Origin of the sequence: Streptomyces beijiangensis, assembly GCF_017315755.1 — a bacterium.
Lineage (GTDB): Bacteria > Actinomycetota > Actinomycetes > Streptomycetales > Streptomycetaceae > Streptomyces > Streptomyces beijiangensis.
Genome location: NZ_JAFLRJ010000036.1, coordinates 48,220 through 69,271, shown reverse-complemented (window position 1 = coordinate 69,271; position 21,052 = coordinate 48,220). Strand labels below are relative to the sequence as shown.

Here is a 21,052-nt window from a genome sequence, read left to right as displayed (position 1 = left end):
CACACCCGGCCGAACCGCCCCTGGAGGCGCATCGATGTCGTACAGCCCCCGCATCCCTGTACCCGACCGCCGCACCGTGCTGCGCGGTTCGCTCGCCGCATCGGCCGCGCTGGCCGTCCCCGCCGGCCTCGCGGCCGCCGCCCCCGCACAGGCGCTCGCCGGCCGCCCCCGCGCCGACTGGGGTGTCCAGGCCGGCGACATCACCACCTCGTCGGGCATCATCTGGGCGCGCTCGGACCGTCCGGCCCGTTTGACCGTGGAGACCTCGGCGACCGAGTCCTTCCGGCGCGCCCGCAGCTGGCACGGCCCGCTGCTCGGTTCCGGAACCGACTTCACCGGTACGACCGCGCTGCACGGCCTGCCCGCCGGCGAGCAGATCCACTACCGCGTCACCCTCGCCGACCCGGACGACCCGCGCCGCACCTCGGAGCCGGTGCACGGCACCTTCCGCACCGCGCCAGCCCACCGCCGCGACGGGGTGCGCTTCCTGTGGTCCGGCGACATCGCCGGGCAGGGCTGGGGCATCAACCCGGACATCGGCGGCTACACCGTCTACGACGAGATGAGCCGTCTGGACCCCGATTTCTTCCTGTGCAGCGGTGACAACATCTATGCCGACGGCGTCATCCTGCCCAGCGTGACGCTGCCGGACGGACGGGTGTGGCGCAATGTCACCACCGCGGAGAAGTCCAAGGTGGCCGAGACCCTTGCCGAATACCGCGGCAACTTCCGCTACAACCTGCTGGACGACAACCTGCGCCGGTTCAACGCACAGGTCCCCTCGATCATCCAGTGGGACGACCACGAGGTCCGCAACAACTGGTACCCCGGCCAGATACTCGACGACGTCCGCTACACCGAGAAGAACGTCGACGTACTGGCCGCCCGCTCGATGCGGGCCTTCCGCGAGTACTTCCCCATCTCCACGCTGCGTCCCGACCGGCCCGGCGGCCGGGTGCACCGGGTGGTCAATCACGGCCCGCTCCTCGACGTCTTCGTCCTCGACATGCGGACGTACCGCAACGCCAACTCCCCCGGCCGGCAGACCGACGACACCACGGGCATCATGGGCGCCGAGCAGCTGGCCTGGCTCAAGCGCGAGCTGGCGCGGTCGCGTGCGACCTGGAAGGTGATCGCCGCCGACATGCCGCTGGGGCTGGTCGTTCCCGACGGGGCGACCGACTTCGAGGCGGTCGCACAGGGCGATCCGGGGGCGCCGCTGGGGCGGGAGCTGCAGATCGCGGAGCTGCTGCGGTTCATCAAGCACCGGCGGATCACCGGGACCCTGTGGCTGACAGCCGATGTGCACCACACCTCCGCCCAGCACTACCTGCCGGAGCGTGCGGCGTTCAAGGACTTCGCGCCGTTCTGGGAGTTCGTCTCGGGACCGCTGGCCGCGGGCGGGTTCCAGGCGAGCCAGTTGGACGGCACCTTCGGCCCGGACCGCGTCTTCGTGGCGGCGCCGGCGTTCGCCAACGCCTCGCCGCTGGAGAATCCGCCGTACTACGGCGAGGTGGAGATCGACGGGGAGAGCGGTGAGCTGACGGTACGGCTGCGGGCGCAGGGCGGCACCGTGCTCTTCACCCAGGTTCTGCAGCCCGGGCGTGTCGGCCAGTAACAGCAACGGATCAAGGCATTTCACGCCATCTCTGGCGAGAAAAGGTACCCAAACAGCCAAAACCACACTTAACCCGTCAGTCACAAAACGTTCGTGATCACGCAACACCGCTTTGCCAGAGTGATGCCATGACTGATGTGACTTCTTCGAAGAGCGCCCGCCGTCCGCACCACTGGCGGCGGGACCTCGTCGAGCTCGCCGCCCTCTTCACCGCCGTGGCCGTCGCCGACGCGATCGCCAATCTCGTCGCGCATGGCCCGGACGGGCCATACCTCCTGGTGTTCTCGGCCGTCGCACTCGCCGCCACGGCCGGTTTCCACACATGGTGGGCACGCCGCCACAGCCATGCACCACCGGCCGACAGCGGGGCGGCCGGCGATACGGCCGGCGGCTCCCCCGCCGCCGAGGCCTCCGGCACCGCGACCGCCCTGTGGCGGATGCGCACGACCGTACGGGACGAACCGGGCACCCTCGCCTCGCTCTGCATCGCACTCGCCCGCCACCGGGTGGACATCCTGACCCTGCAGACCCATCCACTCGGCGACGCCACGGTCGACGAGTTCCTCCTCAGGGCGCCCGCCGATATGCAGGCCAACGAGCTGAGCCGGGAGGTCTCCGTGGCCGGCGGCCGGGACACCTGGATCGAGCGCGCCGACGCCCACGATCTGGTCGACGCACCCACCCGGGTCCTCGGTCTGGCCACCCGCACCGCGCTGGACGCCGCCGAACTGCCGCTCGCGCTGCGCCAGTTGCTCGGCCGCTGCACCATCCACTCGCTTCCCGCCGTCTCCTTCACCGGCCGGCCCACCGGCGAGACGGCACCCGTGGAAGGCGTACTCGAAGGAACGTCGCTGCGGCTGCGCGATCCCTCGGGCGGTGTCATCACCGTCGAGCGGCCCTATCTGCCGTTCACCCCGACCGAGTTCGCCCGCGCCCGCGCCCTCGTCGAGCTCGATGCCCGCCTCGGGCCGCGCATGCCGCGCAGCCGGGACGTCCTCACGCTCCCCGAGGGCAACGAGATCAGCGTCCGCCGGGCCGACCTCGACGATGTCGAGGCCGCCCGGGAGATGCAGGAGCGCTGCTCGGAGCGGACGCTGGGCCTGCGCTACCACGGCCCCGTCGGCGACGCGGACCGCTATCTCAGCCACCTCCTCAGCCCGCGCTTCGGCCGCACCCTCGCCGTGCAGACCGCATCGGGCCGGATCGTCGCCCTCGGCCACCTGCTGTGGGACGGCGACGAGACCGAGGTGGCACTGCTCGTCGAGGACGACTGGCAGCGCCGCGGCATCGGCTCCGAGCTCCTCGGCCGGCTGGTCACGCTCGCCGTCGAGGCCGGCTGCGAGAGCGTGTACGCAGTGACCCAGGCGTCCAACACCGGGATGGTCGCGGCCATGCGCGGTCTGGGCCTGCCGCTGGACTACCAGATCGAGGACGGCACCCTGGTGGTCACCGCACGACTGGACGCAACACCGGTACGCTCCCGCCTTCCGTACGAGCAGGCTGAGTACTGAGGGCCTCACACAGGTCCCGCCACAGGTCCTCGACGTCCTCGAGCCCGACCGACATCCGCAGCAGCCGGTCGCTGACGCCCCCGGCGCGCCGGTCTCCCTCGGCCACGATGCGGTGGCTTATGGAGGCCGGGTGCTGGATGAGGCTGTCGACGCTGCCGAGGCTGACGGCGGGAGTGATCAGGGTGACGCCGGCGATGAGCCGGTGCGGGTCGCCGTACACCTCGAAGGCGACCATGGCGCCGCCCAGTTTCGGATAGTGGACCCGCGCGACGCGCGGGTCCACGGTCAGTCTGCGGGCCAGTTCGGCGGCGGTCGCCGACGCTGCCCGCATCCGTACGGGGAGAGTGGAGAGGCCGCGCAGCAGCAGATATCCGGCCATCGGATGCAGGATGCCGCCGGTCGCGAAGCGCATCTGGCGGAGCTTCCCCGCGAACTCCTCGTCGCAGGCCACCACCCCGCCCATCACATCGCCGTGCCCGCCCAGGTACTTGGTCGCGCTGTGCAGCACGATCCGTGCGCCGAGTCCGAGCGGCCGCTGGAGCACCGGGGTGGCGAACGTCGAGTCGACGAGCAGCGGGACGGAGCCGCAGGAGTGGGCGAGCGCCCGGATGTCGGTCTCGGCGAGGGTCGGGTTGGCGGGCGTCTCGACCATCACCAGACCGGTGTCGGGGCGGATCGCGTCGGCGACCCCAGCCGGGTCGACCCAGGTCACCTCCGTGCCGAGCAGCCCCGCGGTCAGCAGGTGGTCGCTGCATCCGTAGAGCGGACGTACGGCCACGACATGGCGCAGGCCCGCCGCCGCCCGTACGAGAAGGACCGCGGTCAGCGCCGCCATGCCGCTCGCGAACGCGACCGCGCTCTGGGCCCCTTCGAGCCGGGCGAGCGCCGTCTCGAAGCGGCCCGTGGTCGGGTTGTCGAGGCGGGCGTAGACGGGCGGTCCTTCGGGGCGGGCCCCGGTGGCGGCGAAGGCGTCGATCCTGGCGGCCTCGCCCCTGCTGTCGTAGGAGGGGTAGGTCGTCGACAGGTCGAGCGGCGGGGCGTGCAGTCCGAGCCCGGCGAGGTCTTCGCGTCCGGCGTGCACGGCTTCGGTGGCCAGGGCCCTGGGTGTGGTCGAGGCGTCGGTTTCCATGGCCGTACTCTGAACAACCGTCGGGCTGGCACCGCCAACTGCCGTGTTACGTTCGCCCGATGACCGAATCTGTCGCACTGGACCCGGTCGATCTGCACATACTCCGCCTGCTGCAGAACGATGCCCGGACCACCTACCGGGAGCTCGCCGCGGAAGTGGGCGTGGCCGCCTCGACCTGTCTTGACCGGGTGGCGCGGCTGCGCCGCTCGGGGGTGATTCTCGGCCATCAGCTCCGGCTCGACCCGGCGAAGCTGGGCCGGGGTCTGGAGGCGCTGCTCTCCGTGCAGGTGCGGCCGCACCTCCGCGAGCTCGTCGGACCCTTCGTGGACCGGATCCGTGCGCTGCCCGAGGTACGGGCGCTCTTCCACCTGGCCGGTCCCGAGGACTATCTGGTCCATGTGGCGGTGGCCGACACCGCGGACCTCCAGCGGCTCGTCCTCGACGAGTTCACCGCGCGGCGCGAAGTGGTCAGGGTGGAGACCCGGCTCATCTTCCAGCAGTGGGAGTGCGGGCCGCTGCTGCCGCCCGAGTCAGGAGTCAGGGTCTGAAGGGTGATGACGCGGACCCCTCTTCCGTACGAGGATGTCGGCATGTCAGAGACACCCGGCAGCTCACTGCCCCGCCAGGTCGCCGACGCCTACGTCGACGAGCTCATCGCGCTCGACCCGATCACCGGTACCTACCTCGGAGTCAAGGAGAGCTCCGCCGGCCTGCCCGACTTCTCCCCCGCAGGCACCGCGCGCCTCGCCGCGCTCGCCCGTACGACGCTCGCGAAGCTGGACGCGGCCGAGCAGCTGCCGGGCGCACAGAACGATGCGGAGCGGCGCTGCGGACGGCTGCTGCGCGAGCGGCTCACCGCGGAACTCGCCGTCCACGACAGCGACGAGGCACTGCGCGCCGTCTCCAACATCCACTCCCCGGCACACGGCATCCGCGAAGTGTTCAGCGTGACGCCCACGGAGACCGAGGAGGACTGGGCTGCGGTCGTCGAGCGGCTCGCCGCCGTACCGGCCGCGCTGGAGGGTTACCGTCAGTCGCTCGCGCTGGGCCTGGAGCGCGGGCTCCTCGGCGGTCCGCGCCCGACCGCGACCTTCGTCGGGCAGCTCACCGAGTGGGCGGGTGAGGACCGCGGCTGGTTCGAGGACTTCGCGGCGACCGGTCCCGACTCGCTGCGCAAGGAACTGGACACCGTGGGCCGCTCCGCCACCGAGGCGGTCGTGGCACTGCGCGACTGGATGCGCGACGTGTACGCGCCCGCCGTCGCGGACGCCCCCGACACGGTGGGCCGCGAGCGGTACGCCCGCTGGTCGCGCTACTTCAACGGCACCGACCTCGACCTGGACGAGGCGTACGCCTACGGCTGGTCGGAGTACCACCGTCTGCTGGCCGAGATGAAGACCGAGGCGGAGAAGATCCTTCCCGGCGCCGGCCCCTGGGAGGCCCTGGCGCATCTCGATGTGCACGGTACCCACATCGAGGGCGTCGACGAGGTCCAGGCCTGGCTGCAGTCGCTGATGACCGAGGCGATGGACGCGCTCGACGGCACCCACTTCGAACTCGCCGAGCGGGTGCGGAAGGTGGAGTCGTGCATCGCCCCGCCGGGCGGCGCGGCGGCCCCGTACTACTCGCCTCCGTCGGAGGACTTCTCCCGCCCGGGCCGCACCTGGCTGCCGACGATGGGCGAGACGCGTTTCCCGGTCTACGACCTGGTCTCCACCTGGTACCACGAGGGCGTCCCCGGCCACCACCTGCAGCTGGCGCAGTGGGCGCACGTCGCCGACCAGCTCTCCCGCTACCAGGCGACCGTCGGCATCGTCAGCGCCAATGCCGAGGGCTGGGCGCTGTACGCGGAGCGGCTGATGGACGAGCTGGGCTTCCTGCCCGACGCGGAGCGCAGGCTCGGCTACCTGGACGCGCAGATGATGCGCGCCTGCCGGGTGATCGTCGACATCGGCATGCACCTGGAGCTGGAGATCCCGGCGGACTCGCCCTTCCACCCGGGTGAGCGCTGGACGCCGGAGCTGGCCCAGGAGTTCTTCGGCAGCCACAGCGGCCGTCCCGCGGACTTCGTGGAGAGCGAGCTCACCCGCTATCTGTCGATGCCCGCGCAGGCGATCGGCTACAAGCTGGGCGAGCGGGCGTGGCTGCTCGGCCGCGAGAACGCCCGTAAGGCGCACGGCGATTCCTTCGACGCCAAGGCCTGGCACATGGCGGCGCTTTCGCAGGGTTCGCTGGGTCTGGACGACCTGGTGGACGAGCTGTCGAAGCTCTAGCACGGGTTACGGGGGCCGGGTCCTGGCACATCGCCGGGACCCGGCCCCCGTGCTGTGGTCAGCAGCCGCAGTCGTCCGAGTCGACGGGGGCGGTCAGCGGGTCGGCGTCGCGCTTCTCCCTGCCCTCCCAGGTCTCGAACTCGAAGCCCTCGCGCACCCAGTACTCGAATCCGCCCAGCATCTCCTTGACCTGGAAGCCGAATCCGGCGAGGGCGAGCGCGGCGCGGGTGCCGCCGTTGCAGCCGGGGCCCCAGCAGTACGTGACGACCGGCACCGACGTGTCGAGGAGCTTCCCGGCCTGCTCGGCGATCAGCGCGGTCGGCAGGTGCACCGCACCGGGGACGTGCCCCTGGTCCCAGGAGGCGGTGGAGCGCGAGTCGACGACGACGAAGCCCGGGTCACCGTCGGCGGCGAGCGCGGCGGCGACGTCGGAGACATCCGCGTGGAAGGCCAGGCTGGCCGAGAAGTAGGCGGCGGCCGCCGCGGGAGACGCCGGCGGCACTCGGAGAACGGCGTTGGCGGGTGCGGTGAGCTGTGAGGTCATGCCCAAAAATCTACGGCGCGGCGACCACCCCAGGAAGTGAGATTCCCCGGCACTTCCCTTGATCGGCCGGTGATTCGGCGCTTGAATGTGGAGCATGACCGAGTATTCCCCGGACGCCACCGACTGGCGCATTCTCGATGTCCTGCAGCGCGAGGGACGGGCCGGTTTCGCCGAGCTGGCGCGGGCCGTCTCCATGTCCGCGAGCGCCGTGACCGAGCGGGTCCGGCGGCTGGAGGAGTCCGGGATCATCTCGGGTTACGCGGCCGTGGTCGACCCGGAGCGGCTCGGGCTGCCGATCCTCGCGTATGTGCGGCTGCGCTACCCGAACGGCAACTACAAGCCGTTCCACGACCTGGTGGCGGTCACTCCGGAGATCCTGGAGGCGCACCATGTGACCGGCGACGACTGCTTCGTCATCAAGGTCGCGGCCCGCTCCATGGGGCATCTGGAGGAGGTGTCGGGCCGGATCGCCACGCTCGGCGCGGTCACCACCAGCGTCGTGTACTCCTCGCCGCTGCCGCGCCGCCCGATCAGCCGCTGAGCCCCGCGGCGCGCAGCCGCACCGCCGATCCGTCGCGCTCCTTGACGATCTCCAGCTGGGCCGGGATACGACGGCGCAGATCGGCGACGTGACTGACGATGCCGACGCTGCGGTCCCGCTCGCGCAGCGAGTCCAGTACATCAAGGACCTCGTCCAGCGTCTGCTCGTCGAGGCTGCCGAAGCCCTCGTCGATGAAGAGGGAACCACAACTTCGACCCTGACGACCCCAAGCCTCTGACCTGGGGAAATAGCACGGAAAGGGCCCCTCGGAGTGATCTCCGAGGGGCCCTTTCCGTGAGCGGGGGACAACACGCTCAGGCCGCGTCCGGCGCTGCCTCTCCAAGGTTGGAGAGTGTCTTGTTTTCCGTGTAAGCCCTGGTGATGACGTTATTTGGGTTTAGTTCGGTGTTACTGGTTGTCAATGACGCGGTCGCCGTAGAAGCCGGCGAGGACGTTGATGGCTTCCTTCCAGTTGTAGGTGCGCCCCGTCGGGTTGCGGCGGTTGGGCTGTCGGTCGCGGATCACGAGGTAGAGGACCTTGAGGGCGGCCTCCTCGCTGGGGAAGTGCCCGCGGCGAGTGGCCTGGCGGAAGCGGGAGTTGAGGGACTCGATGATGTTGGTGGTGTAGACGATCTTGCGGATCTCCGGTGGGAACCTCAGGAACATCACGAAGTGCTCCCAGCTGCGCCGCCAGACCCCGATCAGGGCCGGGTAGCGGGCGCCCCAGAGCTCCTCGAACTCCGCGAACCGGGCCTCGGCGGCGTCCGCGTTGGCGGCGGTGTAGACCTGGCGGAGTTCCTTGGCGATCTGCGACCAGTGCTTCGTCAAGGCGTATTTGAGGCTTGCGCGGACCATGTGAACCACGCAGAGGTGGACGTCGACGAGCGGCCAGATGTTCTGGATGGAGTCCGGCAGGCCCTTCAGCCCGTCACAGCAGGCAATCAGTACGTCCTCGACGCCGCGGTTCCTGAGTTCCGCCAGCCACGTCATCCAGGTCTTGGCACCCTCGCCGCCGGAACCTACCCACATGCCCAGCACGTCACGCTCACCCTCGAGATTGATCCCCACCGCGATATAGACAGGCCGGTTGGCGACCGCTCCGTCGCGGATTTTCAGGACGATCGCATCGATCATGATCACGGCGTAGACGCGGTCCAGCGGGCGGTTGCGCCAGGCGTCGAGTTCCTCGGAGACCTTGTCGGTGGCCCGCGAGATCAAGTCCCGCGAGACATCGACGTCGTAGATCTCCGCGAGATGGGCCTAGATCTCTCCAGTGGTCAGGCCCTTGGCGTACAGCGAGACGATGGCCTCGTCGAAGCCCTCGGCCCGCCGTGCGTGCTTGGGCACAATCTGCGGGTCGAAGCTGCCCCGCCGGTCGCGGGGGACCTCGATATCGACCGCGCCGACATCGGTCAGCACCCGCTTGCGGGACGTTCCGTTCCGGGAGTTGCCTGTCCCCGCGCCGGCCGGATCGCCCTTCTCGTAGCCGAGGTGATCAGTCATCTCCGCTTCCAACGCGCCCTCCAGGACCAGCTTCACCAGTCCCTTGAACAGCCCGTTGTCCCCGACCAGATTCAGTCCCTCACGCCGGGCTCGGGCCACCAACTCGCCCGCCAGCTCCCGGTCGCGCTCGGATGCTCGTGCCAACTCGGCCCCCGTGTTTACGATGTTCGCGCTCTCGCGCGGGCGTTCGTCCTTGATACCCACGGTGATCCTTCCCGGCAGAGACCACGTCTCATGCCAGACGGGTCACACCGGGGCATACACGAAGTTCAGGACAGTCTCGGGAGGCGGGCCTCCTTCTCTGTATTCATGACGGACGTCCTCCTCTCGGCGGCAAGATCAGTGCGGGCCACATCCTGCTCGGCAAGAGGAGGTTGGAATTTGATGTCTTGTTCGAAGATTGCGTTCTGTACGGGCAATCTCGGCAAGTTCGCCGCCGCGCAAGAGCACTTGATGCCCTGGGGCATCGAGATTGAGCAGGTGCCTCTGGACCTGGATGAGATCCAGACGGTTTCGGTTAAGGAGATCGCACGACACAAGGCTCGTCAGGCATTCGCGGCGCTGGGCCGACTGTCCTGTGCCAACGAACCTTGCGTGGATGCCACCGAACGTTGAGCAGGGCTTACTGCCAGGGCGCTTAACCTGCGGTGGGACGATCCGGCCGCGACCCGATGCGCTGGGAGTGGTGGTGTCAGCAGTTGTCGGTGCCGGGGGCGCCGTTGGCCAGGCCGACTCCACTGTCACCGCCGGGCCCACACGGGCCGATCGTGCCGCTGCCGGTGGCCGCCCCGCCGTTGCCGCCGCCTCCGCCCGCACCACCTGTGCCTTGGGGGCCGTCGCCACCGGCGCCGCCGCGCCCGCCCGCTCCACCAGTGCTGTCGTTGCCGCTGGCGTTGCCGCCCGCCCCGCCGTTGCCGCCGACTCCACCGGTGTCGGCGCCGATGGCTGCGCCGCCGCGCCCGCCGGTCCCGCCTGCCGCACCACTGCTGCCGCCGGGACTCCCTACGCCGCCAGCTCCGCCATTGCCGCCCACGCCGCCTGCCCCACCCATGGTCCCTGAGGTGCCGCCGTTTCCGCCGGCTCCGCCTAGGCCGGTGGCTCCGCTGCCGCCGATCCCGCCGTCTCCTCCGGCCCCGCCTGTTCCGCCGCCGTAGCCCTGGCCGCCGTTTCCTCCGGCCCCGCCGGTGCAACCGGGCGCACCGTTGCCGCCGTCGGCGCCGGGGCTCCCGTTCGGGTGGGACGGTGTGCCGTTGGCACCGTCGGCACCTTGGGTTCCGGAGCAGTCAGCGAACGACGGGGTGGCGCCCACGGCCAGGACCGCGACCGGTGCCGCGGTGAGCATCACTGCGGCAAGCAAAGTGCGCAGAGCTGGGGCAGGGATGAGCGAGGTGAGAGGCACGCGGAGGGCTCCTGGTACGTCGAAGTGAGCGTGGACGTGGTCAGCAACTGCCTCGGCTGCCTCGACGACACGGCACAAGCAGCAATCGGGTGACGGTCATTGGGAGTTCCCAGTCGGGGCAGCCACAGTCCGATGGCACGAACCAGACGGCGACCAAACTTCGACGGCACGCGGACCCCTGATACCCCAACGTCTTCGCCGTCCTCCGATAGATTCCTACAAACTCTTCACCCGCCCGCTCGATCTACTCAAGATCGACCGACCTGCGACGTTCCAAGATCAAAAGACTTTGCAAAAGCCTTGACCTGCACGCCGTCCTGATTTCGGAGCGCGTGGTCGAATGCAGCCTGAGGCAACCGCAGTTGACTGACGGATCAGTCACCCTGCACAGGGGAATTGCGGGCCACCCATGCACCGCAGCCCATCCCTTACGTAAAGCACCACCCCGCGTTCCACCCAAGGACTGTAAATTCTTGGCCAAGAAACACATAGGCGGAGGGGTCGACGCGGTACGGCCTTAGCGGAATCCAGCACCTCTCCAACTAATGGGTAATGGAGGCTAGTTGGCATTCGCGGACGCCAATGTGACGCCTTCATGCATGCACCGAGCATGCGGCATCGCGAAACGGGGCGAGATGAATTTGTGACAGTCGAGTACAAGCCCAAATGTCCATTTCATGGAGAAATTGTGATGATCTAATGACCGAGTCGTCGAGGGGGTGCTCATGTGGCACACAGGCCGCAGCTCCGTCTCGCGACAGATGAATCGACGCGCAACCGGGAGGGGAATGCTGTACAGCGTGTCGAGCTGTCTGCTTCGGGATCTGGAGATAGCGAGTACAGCAGGGCTGGGTCACTGAATTGTGGTCCGCTTTCAGCGTCGCTCCTGCACCCTGATCACAAGCTGCAGTAATCAGCAGGACATCCGTGCCGTCTGTGCGTTTCGTGCGTACGGCAGCGGCCTGTCCACTATTCCCCTCAATTCTTTGCAATGAGGAGAATCATGAACCTGAAGAAGACTCTGGCCGTTACGGCCACAGCGATTGGCCTCGGGATGTCGATCATTACTCCCGCGCACGCTTCCACAGGGGAAGAGAACCAGGAGAGCCCCGATGCATGTATGAAGTCGCAGTCTGCTTCGGTGTTCAAGTACGCCATCTATTTCAATTCGAACTACGGTGGCGCCTACCGTAACGTCGGATATCCCGTATACGACTTCGCAGACGAGCGGGTCGGGGGCTCTCCTCAGGCCGGCACTCAGCCATTGCTCTTCTGCCACGGCGGCTCCGGAAACAATCAGGGCATCAAGAACAATGCAGCCTCGGTGAGGAACAAGCACTCCACGTACTACGCAGTCACGTATTACAACTCGGGCTATAAGGGAAGCTCCGACTGGGCCACCCCTAACAGCTCACGGAATCTCTCGCAGGCGTACAACCAAAATGCTTCCTTCAACTGGTCGTCGCTGTAAAGCGACACAAGTCGCGCACCGCTGACCAGCCTCAGGGAAACGTGGCGATCCCTCGTCTGGACGTAGTTGCGTGTTAGCGAGAAGATCCCGGATTGGTGACGGAATCTTCGTTTCGCAAGAAGGGGCACCTCTGAGGGTTGGGTGGGCACGGTTGTTTCGTTCCACGACACCAATCAACAAGGCCGGGCCCACCTCATCCTCATTTCATCTACCCATAACCAAATCACGAAGCCCATCCGAGTGTGCCAATCCTTCAACTTGAAAGGAATGCACCCAGACAGATAGCTGGAAGAATTGATGAACTATCGTTTGAAGAATCACATGCTTGCGGTTTCGCTTTCTGTGGCAACCCTTGCGGTCGTGACAGGATGCGCGGGGTCGGACACAGAATCCAGCACTAAGCCGACAAGAATATTGCCCTCCCCGGCGGTTCCGTTCGATGAGAAAGACCCGTCCACTTGGACCCTTCCCATCCAAGGCTACCTTCCTTCCGATAGCGCGAAGGCGCAGATTTCTCAGGCCAGGAAGCAGCTCATCGGCGATTGCATGAAGGGTTTTGGTTTCACCTGGGCTCCGGCCCCAGACCTCCCCAAGATCGGCGGGAAGACTCTCGTCGACTGGCGGTACGGAATCCACGATCTGGCTTTGGCGAAGGTTCGGGGGTATAAGCCGGATGCCAATGACCAAGCCGCTTACGACAATGCAATCAATGCAGGGGCCGTTGACAACTTGACGGGGGGCGCGGATTCCCAAACACTGGACGGCAGTGGCGTCAAGGCCGTAAACGGGAAGAAGGTTCCCGAAGGCGGCTGTATGGGGCAGGCGGATAGGCGGATAGGCGCTCAGGCCGTCCAAACGAACACAGCCCAAGAAATAAGCGCAGAAGCATTCGTGAAATCTAAGGCGGATGCTCATGTGGTGAAAGCCTTCGGGGCATGGTCTGCGTGCATGAAGGCGAGTGGGTATAACTACGCCGCACCTCTTGACGCCAGCGATGACCCGCGTTTCGGTTCGCCGGACGTGACAGCTCTGGAGATCGCAACAGCTACCACTGACATCGACTGTCGCAACAAGACAAATGTTGCGAAGATCTGGTTCGACGCCGAGACAACCCTCCAGAACAAGGCAATTGAGAATAAGGCCGAACTATTGGACCACGAGTCCAAGGCCCTCGACGCCGCAGTGAAGAAGGCAGCCAGTGTTATTGCGGGGACACGGTGACACGGAACGACGTCGACACCAGGAACGAAACGGATTCCTCGATCGCGGCGTCGGCCTGTGAACCGACTCGAGCACGCGGACTCGTCCGACGACGACGTGCCCTACTGGCGGTGATAGTCGGATGCCTGCTGTGTACGGGTGCTGGTGCTGGTGCTGCGATGCTCATCAAGTCGCCGGCACAGGCTGCTGCGGATTCTGCGGCACCACAGCCCGATGTGTTGACAGCACCGGTGGTACGCAAGGTGCTTGCACAGTCTGTGGTGACCCGCGGCACTGTGACGGCCTCGCAGCGCACTGACATCGCCAGCACGGGATCGGCCAAGGACGTGGGCCGGTCCGTCGTCACCAAAGTGAAGATCGCCCCGGGGGGGACTCTCAGCCCCGGGCAGGTGCTGTTGGAAGTCTCGGGGCGCCCGATGTTCATCCTGCAGGGCGATCTTCCGGCCTACCGCGATCTGATGCCCGGCATGAGCGGGGAGGACGTCACGCAACTACAGCGTGCACTCTCCCGCATCGGATACGCCTCGAGTGGGGACACCGTGGGCGTGTTCGGCCCGGGGACCGAACACGCGGTGACCCGCTACTACCGGGCAATCGGCTATGCCCCCGCCACATCAGAGGTATCGCAGAAGCCGCAAACCACAGACGACGCAGCACAGAGAACAGCCAAGCAGGGGTCTGGCGTGCCCATGTCGGAGGTGACGTTCGTACGCTCAAGCTTGGCGCGCGTCGACACAGTGGGGGCCAAGGTGGGAGGCGACGCGAATGGAACCCTGCTGTCGGTCACGTCGGGCACCCTCATGATCGACGGTTCCGTCGCGTCATATGAGAAAGACTTGATCCGTGCCGGGCAGAGTGTGCAAGTCCTGTCCGAGGTGACGGGAAAGCAGGCCACAGGAACGGTCATCTCGGTCGCCAAGTCCCCTACCAAGGCTCACGAAGGGGACTCTGAGCAGAGCGGCGAAACCTATGCCGTGCGGATCAAGCCGTCCAAGGCGCTCTCTGCAGACTTCAACGGTGCAGATGTACGTCTGACCATCGTCGCCGCATCGTCGCAGGACAAAGTACTGGCTGTACCCACCTCGGCGATTTCAGCCGGCGCTGACGGACTGACGACCGTGACGGTACGAGCGGACAATCAGGAGCGCCGCGTTGCTGTTCGGGTCGGGATGACCGGAGACGGTTACGTGCAGATCACCCCCGAAGGCTCGGATCACATCGCCCAGGGCGACCAGGTCGTGGTGGGCGTCCAAGCACCCGTCACCGCTGGGCAGTCATGACCAGGGCATTCCAGGTCGGAGAACCTGTCGTCGACTTCAACGCGGTCGGCCTCACCTACCCCGGACCTCCCACCGTCGCGGCGCTCCAGCCGTGTGACCTACGGATCGGCCAAGGCGAGTTCGTCACCGTGGTAGGGCCGTCCGGATCCGGGAAATCGACACTCCTGAACATTGTCGGCCTCCTCGATGCGCCGACACATGGAACGTATCTCTTGGACGGCATCGATACCGGTGCCGTGAGTGAGGCGAACCGTGCCGCCCTTCGCAGTGAACGGATCGGCTTCGTCTTTCAGTCGTTTCATCTTCTGACGCATCGCAGCGCCCTTGAAAACGTCGAGCTCGCCATGCTTTACCAGCGACTGCCCCGTCGTGAACGACGTGTCCGGGCGGAGACTGTGCTGCGGAGGGTTGGTCTTGCACACCGTCTTCATTCGCTACCGACTCAACTCTCCGGCGGTGAGCGCCAACGCGTAGCGATCGCGCGGGCACTGGTCGCCGATCCTTCGCTCCTGCTGTGCGACGAACCGACCGGCAATCTCGACTCACGGACGGCCTCTTCGGTGCTGGACCTCCTTCACGGCCTCCACCAGGACGGCATGACCATCGTTGTCATCACTCACGACGCCCACGTCGCGGCACAGGGGCAGCGCACTGTGACCATCCACGACGGACTGCTGACGGAGCAGATCCCTCATCAGGTGATCGCGTGAAAAGAGCACACCGTCGGCGCCACGCCGAGACCTACGCGATTAGCCGCTCCCGTCTTGCGCTGAGGGACCTGCTCGCTGAGGCGATAGCGGGAATCCTCCAGCGCCCGGCCCGATCCATCCTGACCGCGCTGGGTACCGTGCTGGGCGTAGGAGCGTTCATCGCGGTCCTTGGGCTCACCGGGACCGCGGCCTCCCAGATCGACACCCGTTTCAACAAGCTCACCGCGACCGAGGTCAATGTGCAGGACACCGGCGGACAGGATTCCGCGCGGGTGCACCTGGCCTTCCCAAAGGATGCGGATGCACGGATTGGCCATCTCAACGGAGTCGATGCTGCCGGCGTCTATTGGAGGGTCCGGCTCGGACCCGAGGAACCAGTCCGGTCTGCTCCGCTCGGGATTACCAATGGGGCCGATGCTCAGACTCAGGTGATCGCTGCCTCCCCCGGGGTGCTGGCTGCAGCGAACTCCCGGTTCGCTCAAGGCCGTTCCTTCAGCGAATTTCACGAGCAGCACCACCAGCAAGTCGCTGTCCTGGGCGCGGCCACCGCCGCCCGACTGGGCATCACCACTCTGCGTACCAACCCGGCCATCTTTATCGGCGATGTTCCATTCACTGTGATCGGCATCGTCAAGGACGTGGACCGCAAACCGGAGTTGCTGATGTCGATCGTGGTTCCCCGTGCCACAGCAGAGCGCATCTGGGGGCCCCCGACGGACTCACGTGCACAGATGCTGATCTCCACCCAACTTGGTGCCGCATCACAGGTTGCCCACGAGGCTGCGGTTGCCCTGCGCCCAGAACATCCCGAGTACTTCAACGCCGTCCCGCCACCCGACCCCAAGTCGCTGCGAACGGCGGTAGGCAGTGACCTCAGTCAGCTGTTTCTCATCCTCGCGGCGGTCTGCCTGGTGATCGGCGCCGTCGGTATCGCCAACACCACCCTCGTCGCCGTCATGGAGCGCACCGGAGAGATCGGTCTACGGCGAGCACTCGGCGCACGCGGCCGCCACATTACTCTCCAGTTCCTGACCGAGTCCGCAGCGTTGGGACTCATCGGTGGCCTGATGGGTACCTCGATCGGCACCGCAACCGTGGTCTGTGTCTCGGCAGTCCGCGAGTGGACGCCCGTCGTCGATCCGATGACCCTCGCCGTAGCGCCAGCGATTGGCCTGGCAACCGGGCTGCTGGCGGGCCTGTATCCGGCATGGAGAGCCTCGCGGATCACACCGGCTGAGGCGCTCCGCCGCTGAACTAGACGGGCTGACGATTCCCGCTCGCGACACGTCCAGCGCAGTTCAAGTCACGGCCCGTCTGCCCGGACGCTGGCTAGCCGCTCGTCCACGGTCAACCGCATTCATTTGAACTTCCGCTCCCGCGCCATATCGGCGCGGGAGCGGTATGTCCCGCGCCGATATGGCACGGGATCTTCCCAGAGGAGATTCGTTGAGATTCCGCAAGAGAGCGAGAGCCCCGCTGGCGGCGCTGGCTGCTGGGGCAACCCTGACCGGCTTGGTCCAGGCTTCCGCCTGGGCCGGCACCCCGGCCCCGGCGAAACCACCCACCGCCAACACCAGCGCGGCGAAGCCGGATCCGGCCGGGATACCCGTTGCCAAGCGGACCGAGCTGCTCGGCAAGGACGGGACGGCGTCGGGCGACCGGGCGTGGAGCACCGCCGGTGACGCCACCGGCCTCCATATCCTGGTCGCCGACGCGAAGGACGCCTACCACTGGCGGACCGTGGCGACCCTGGCCGAGCCTGGCCTCTCGGCCGACCAGTGGGTCGGCAACGCCTGCGTTACGGGTTCCGGCAAGCGCGCCGTCGTCGCGTACGCGCCCCGGTCCTTCACCAACAACGCAGACCTGTATGACCGGGGAGCCTTCACCGCCGTCGTCGACCTCGACACCGGCGCGGTCACCAAGGTCGCGGTCAATGCCAGCCTGGCCTACTTCGACCCCGGATGCGGCAGCGCCGAGACGGCGGTCATCACCCAGGCCTCCAGCACCGCCAAGGGCGACCAGACCCAACTGCAGACCGTTGACGCCGTCACTGGCAAGGTCATCGCCACCAACTCCCTGCAAGGCCAGGCCACTTCGGCCGTGCCGGTGGGCAGCACCATCGTCGCCTCCGACGAGCGGCGACTGCTCCGCCTGGACCGCAAGGGGCACACGACCGTGGCGGCTCATACCCACGGCAACGCCCTGCGTCTGCGCCCCGACAGCAGCGGTGACGTCACCTTCATCGACCCTTCCGCCACCACGGTCGCGGTCAAGCACCTCAGTGGCAGGAAGGTGTCCACCCTCGGCACCGGCAAGCTGGGCGACGTCGGGCTGTCGCAGGGGGCCCACGGTCAGGTGCTGCTGTCCGGCAACGCCAAGGTGACGGGGGCGCTGCCGAAGACGGTGCGCCGGATCGACGCGCCGGCGCAGGCCGACCTCTCGACCAAGGGCGGGCTGGCCATCACCCGGTCCACTCCGCGTCACCTCGCCGACAAGGTCGCCAACCCGCTGCAGCGTGCCCAGACCGCCGCGCCGGAGACCGTCGACATCAAGGCGACCGCCACCGCCACAGGCAAGGACCTGTCCTTCGCCGTCTCGCCTAAGGCCTCCTCGGCGCATGAGGCGGACGGTGTGAAGCCCTCCCCGATCCTCCCCTACGTCGTCGGCGGTGCGAGCGCAACTGGCAAGAGCGCCGCGGAGAAATCTTCCCGCGCCATGCTGGCATCGAGCGAGTCGTCGTCGGACCCGGTCGACCAGGACGGCTACTGCGCGGTTCCGCGCAACGACCCGAACACTCAGGTGTACCAGCCGACCCCCAACCAGGTTGAATGGGCCGCCGACATGGCCGTCAGGGGACTGCTGACCTCCGCCAATGCCAGCCGGCCCGCCGACTGGCGCCACTCGGGGCTGCCCGCCTGGTCGCCCCAGGGAATGTTCCCCCAGGTCGGCCTGACCACCGGCGGTAACATCCCGGCGCAGGTGATGCTCGGAGTCCTCGCCCAGGAGTCCAACCTGTGGCAGGCCTCCTCACATGCGGAGCCGGGCGAGTACGGCAATCCGCTCATCGGCAACTACTACGGCACCAACATCTACGCCGGCACCGACGGCTACGACCCGAACCGCATCTGGAAGATCAACTGGGACAAGGCCGACTGCGGCTATGGCATCGGCCAGGCCACCGACGGCATGCGCAAGGCCGGCCACCCCAAGCCCAACGAGAAGATCCTGCCCGCGGATCAGCAGCGGGCTGTCGCCCTCGACTACGCCACCGGCATCTCGTACTCGGCGCAGATCCTCGCCAAGAAGTGGAACGAGCTCCACGCCGCCGGTTCCACGATCAAGGTCAACAACGACGATCCGTCCCGGCCGGAGAACTGGTTCGCCGCGGTCTGGAACTACAACGCCGGCTTCAACCTTCCTGGCAGCGACCCGTCCGGCCGCTGGGGCCTCGGCTGGGGCAACAACCCGGCCAACCCCAAGTACCCGGCCGACCGCCTCGCCTTCCTCGACAACAACCACTACGCCGACGCGGCCAAGCCGCAGAACTGGCCGTACGAGGAGAAGGTGATGGGCTGGGGTGCCTTCCCCCTCGACACCGGACGCTCCTACGACGACAACGGTGTGAAGAACAGCGGCAACACCCATGGCTACTCCGCCGCCTGGTGGAGTGTCGCCACCGACCGCACCAGTGCGATCAGGCCTCCGCTGAGCGCGTTCTGCGACACCAGCAACTCATGCGACCCGCTCGCACCGCCGGTCTGTCACGACGTGGCCTGCTACACCCCCCACTGGTACAACCAGGACACCAAGTGGAAGGACTGCACCGCCAACCAATGCGGCAACGAGTACATGACGTACAAGACGGTCCGCAGCGAACCCGGAAGCGCCAATCCCAACCCCGGCCCGTGTGATGCCTCGACCCTGCCCAGCGGATCCACTCTCGTCGACGAACTCCCTGACTCAGTGCCGTCCGTCCGGTGCTCGACCAAGGGATGGAGCAGCGGGGGGAACTTCGGCTTCTCCTTCGCTGCTGACGAGGAGAACCACTACGAGGCCAAGGAGGACCTCCACCAGATCGGCGGAGGCTTCGGCGGCCACTACTACTTCTCCCACGGCCGGCAGCCCAATAACTGGGACAACCTGCTGACCACCACCGGCGCCTGGTCCTCGAAGCTGAGCGACCACGTCTACAAGGTTCAGGCCTACATCCCCTACCTGGGCAACACCACCAAGTCCGCCCACTACGAGGTCACCACGAAGTCCGGCAAGGTCTACGAGCGCGTCGTAGACCAGACCAAGGCCAGCAACGGCTGGGTCACCGTCGGATACTTCCAACTCGGAGCCAACGCCAAGGTCACCCTGAGCAACGTCACCGACGACGCGACCTCCGGAGACAGCGCCGTTGCCTACGACGCACTCGCCTTCGTCCCGTTCGCGGGCCATGAGGTGCACCACACGTTCGATGCCGTGTCAGCGATCGATCCCAATCAGAACCTCGACACCAACACGCCCAGCACCATCAACAGCCCCATCCGCACGCGGCAGACGCTGTACGACTGGGCCCGCAACAAGACCGCTGGCGGAGCACCCTGGTACGACGCCAGCAAGCCGAGGGTGAAGGGACTCACCGAGTTTCCTGCCTGCAGCAGTACGCTCAGCACCGGGTGCGTGGGAGCGCAGAGCGAGGCGGCCATGCAGGCCTGGTCGCAGCAGATCACCGAGGCTGGCACCGCCACGAGCGGATCGAAGTCGATCACACGGTGGATGGGGTTCGACAACCCCGTTCCCAGTGCTTCCACTGCGCCCGACACCGCGTTCGCCTCCGATCTCGACTACAAGAATAAGACGCACATCAACGTCAACTTCATCGCCGGAGACGACGGGAAGATCATTCCCGGAACTCAGGACTACGACGTCAACTGGCGTGTCGGAAACACCAAGATCGCCCCGTTCGTCGTCTCGTTCGTCAAGGGCACCGTCGCCGACTACGGCAGCGCCGGGGTCTCCATGCCCGACCTCTCGTTCGACGAACTCGACGCCAACACGGTCACCGGCAGTGCGACTCACGTCGACAACCCACTCCAGACCGGCTTCACGCGCGCGCGTGCTTACCTGCCGCACTACAGCACCCCGACCATCGACAGTTCCGGGCAGTGCTTGAACACCAAGTCCATCGGAGGCGGTGTCGACGGCTACCGTCCGCTCGGCGGCGCCCCGACCACGGACAAGAATTTCAAGGCCTGGGTCGACCAACTTCAGAAGGCCGTCGACGCGGGCAAGGCACCACAGGAAGTCGCCGACACTGCAGGTGATTTCTATAACATGTTCTTCCGAGAGTTCGACGTCAACAGCGCCTCGGGCTCTCTGTTGTACGCGGCCCCGCCGATCTGGCAGAACGTGTCCGTCGCTTTCTGCGCCGATGGCAGTGTGAAGTCCACCCAGGCAGTGCCCGACGCCGACAACAGCCCTGCCTACGGGCTCGTGTACCAGGGATACATGCCTGACCTGTACCTCTACCACAACGGCGCGATGATCGACCAAACGGGGAAGTCGACCAGCGGCCCGGTACAGCGCGGCAGCTTCTCCAACTTCACCAATATCCCCGGGATCACATCCGATGCGGGCAATCCGTACGGAAAGTGTGACATTGCGGTACGTGGGAACGGCGGAAACCCCTGGAACATCTCCGTTCCACCGCTCTCGTCGACGAACGAGACGCCCACCCGAGTGATCTATTGTGACGATAAGACCACTCACATGACCACCGGTCCCGACGGCGACTAGCCGTCTGGCCTCTGGTGCCGACGCCGCACAGCAGCGTCGGCACCAGAGGCCGTCTTGCACCACAAGGA

The 21,052-nt window shown here is 66.8% G+C and carries 15 protein-coding genes and 2 pseudogenes; 12 read left to right on the top strand and 5 right to left on the bottom strand.

Annotated elements, in window-relative coordinates; translation table 11 throughout:
- Window positions 1-34 precede the first annotated feature (34 nt).
- Window positions 35-1,618, top strand: coding sequence for an alkaline phosphatase D family protein (locus tag J0695_RS04650; protein ID WP_206960429.1), 1,584 nt, complete (start codon window positions 35-37; stop codon window positions 1,616-1,618).
- Window positions 1,619-1,746: 128 nt separating this feature from the next.
- Window positions 1,747-3,129 (top strand): GNAT family N-acetyltransferase, encoded by a 1,383-nt coding sequence (locus J0695_RS04645; RefSeq protein WP_206960428.1) that lies wholly within the window; start codon window positions 1,747-1,749, stop codon window positions 3,127-3,129.
- Here the strand turns inward: J0695_RS04645 and J0695_RS04640 are convergent.
- Window positions 3,065-4,258, bottom strand: coding sequence for a trans-sulfuration enzyme family protein (locus J0695_RS04640; RefSeq protein WP_206960427.1), 1,194 nt, complete (start codon window positions 4,256-4,258; stop codon window positions 3,065-3,067). The two genes, J0695_RS04645 and J0695_RS04640, sit on opposite strands and share 65 nt — an antisense overlap.
- Window positions 4,259-4,317: 59 nt before the next feature.
- On the opposite strand from J0695_RS04640, the gene J0695_RS04635 reads away from it, so the two are divergent.
- Both J0695_RS04635 and J0695_RS04630 read left to right on the top strand, forming a co-directional pair.
- Window positions 4,318-4,806, top strand: coding sequence for an Lrp/AsnC family transcriptional regulator (locus tag J0695_RS04635; RefSeq protein ID WP_206960426.1), 489 nt, complete (start codon window positions 4,318-4,320; stop codon window positions 4,804-4,806).
- Window positions 4,807-4,848: 42 nt separating this feature from the next.
- Complete coding sequence (locus J0695_RS04630) at window positions 4,849-6,531, top strand: DUF885 domain-containing protein (RefSeq protein WP_206960425.1); 1,683 nt, start codon at window positions 4,849-4,851, stop codon at window positions 6,529-6,531.
- Between the two features lie 58 nt (window positions 6,532-6,589).
- Here the strand turns inward: J0695_RS04630 and J0695_RS04625 are convergent, their stop codons facing one another.
- Complete coding sequence (locus tag J0695_RS04625; RefSeq protein WP_206960424.1) at window positions 6,590-7,075, bottom strand: rhodanese-like domain-containing protein; 486 nt, start codon at window positions 7,073-7,075, stop codon at window positions 6,590-6,592.
- A 94-nt stretch (window positions 7,076-7,169) separates the two neighbouring features.
- Between J0695_RS04625 and J0695_RS04620 the strand changes: the two genes are divergently transcribed.
- A complete protein-coding gene (locus J0695_RS04620; protein WP_206960423.1) occupies window positions 7,170-7,616 on the top strand; it encodes an Lrp/AsnC family transcriptional regulator in 447 nt (148 codons plus the stop codon).
- Here J0695_RS04620 and J0695_RS45595 read toward each other — a convergent pair.
- Both J0695_RS45595 and J0695_RS04610 read right to left on the bottom strand, forming a co-directional pair.
- Window positions 7,606-7,818 (bottom strand): annotated as a pseudogene (locus J0695_RS45595) (hypothetical protein); the annotation flags it as partial. The gene J0695_RS04620 and the pseudogene J0695_RS45595 sit on opposite strands and share 11 nt — an antisense overlap.
- A gap of 206 nt (window positions 7,819-8,024) precedes the next feature.
- A pseudogene (locus J0695_RS04610) lies at window positions 8,025-9,263 on the bottom strand (IS256 family transposase).
- A 240-nt stretch (window positions 9,264-9,503) separates the two neighbouring features.
- On the opposite strand from J0695_RS04610, the gene J0695_RS43680 reads away from it, so the two are divergent.
- Window positions 9,504-9,734 carry a non-canonical purine NTP pyrophosphatase gene (locus J0695_RS43680; RefSeq protein WP_242552211.1) on the top strand — a complete coding sequence of 77 codons (231 nt, stop codon included), beginning with the start codon at window positions 9,504-9,506 and terminating at the stop codon, window positions 9,732-9,734.
- 76 nt (window positions 9,735-9,810) lie between these two features.
- On the opposite strand, the gene J0695_RS04595 is transcribed toward J0695_RS43680, so the two are convergent.
- Window positions 9,811-10,518: a hypothetical protein gene (locus J0695_RS04595; RefSeq protein ID WP_206960417.1), complete on the bottom strand. Its 708-nt coding sequence runs from the start codon at window positions 10,516-10,518 to the stop codon at window positions 9,811-9,813.
- A gap of 1,003 nt (window positions 10,519-11,521) precedes the next feature.
- On the opposite strand from J0695_RS04595, the gene J0695_RS04590 reads away from it, so the two are divergent.
- The 6 genes from J0695_RS04590 (at window position 11,522) to J0695_RS04565 (ending at window position 20,984) form a co-directional block, all read left to right on the top strand.
- Window positions 11,522-11,989 carry a hypothetical protein gene (locus J0695_RS04590; RefSeq protein WP_206960416.1) on the top strand — a complete coding sequence of 156 codons (468 nt, stop codon included), beginning with the start codon at window positions 11,522-11,524 and terminating at the stop codon, window positions 11,987-11,989.
- Between the two features lie 297 nt (window positions 11,990-12,286).
- Entirely contained in the window at window positions 12,287-13,210 is a 924-nt protein-coding gene (locus tag J0695_RS04585) for a hypothetical protein (RefSeq protein ID WP_206960414.1), read from the top strand.
- Window positions 13,211-13,368: 158 nt separating this feature from the next.
- Entirely contained in the window at window positions 13,369-14,490 is a 1,122-nt protein-coding gene (locus J0695_RS04580; RefSeq protein WP_206960412.1) for a peptidoglycan-binding protein, read from the top strand.
- Window positions 14,487-15,200: an ABC transporter ATP-binding protein gene (locus J0695_RS04575; RefSeq protein ID WP_206960409.1), complete on the top strand. Its 714-nt coding sequence runs from the start codon at window positions 14,487-14,489 to the stop codon at window positions 15,198-15,200. Before J0695_RS04580 ends, J0695_RS04575 begins: the two co-directional genes overlap by 4 nt.
- Window positions 15,197-16,453 (top strand): ABC transporter permease, encoded by a 1,257-nt coding sequence (locus tag J0695_RS04570; RefSeq protein ID WP_206960407.1) that lies wholly within the window; start codon window positions 15,197-15,199, stop codon window positions 16,451-16,453. The genes J0695_RS04575 and J0695_RS04570 overlap by 4 nt, the downstream gene beginning before the upstream one ends.
- Before the next feature lie 259 nt (window positions 16,454-16,712).
- Window positions 16,713-20,984, top strand: a complete 4,272-nt coding sequence (locus tag J0695_RS04565) for a golvesin C-terminal-like domain-containing protein (protein WP_206960406.1) — start codon at window positions 16,713-16,715, stop codon at window positions 20,982-20,984.
- Window positions 20,985-21,052: the final 68 nt, after the last annotated feature.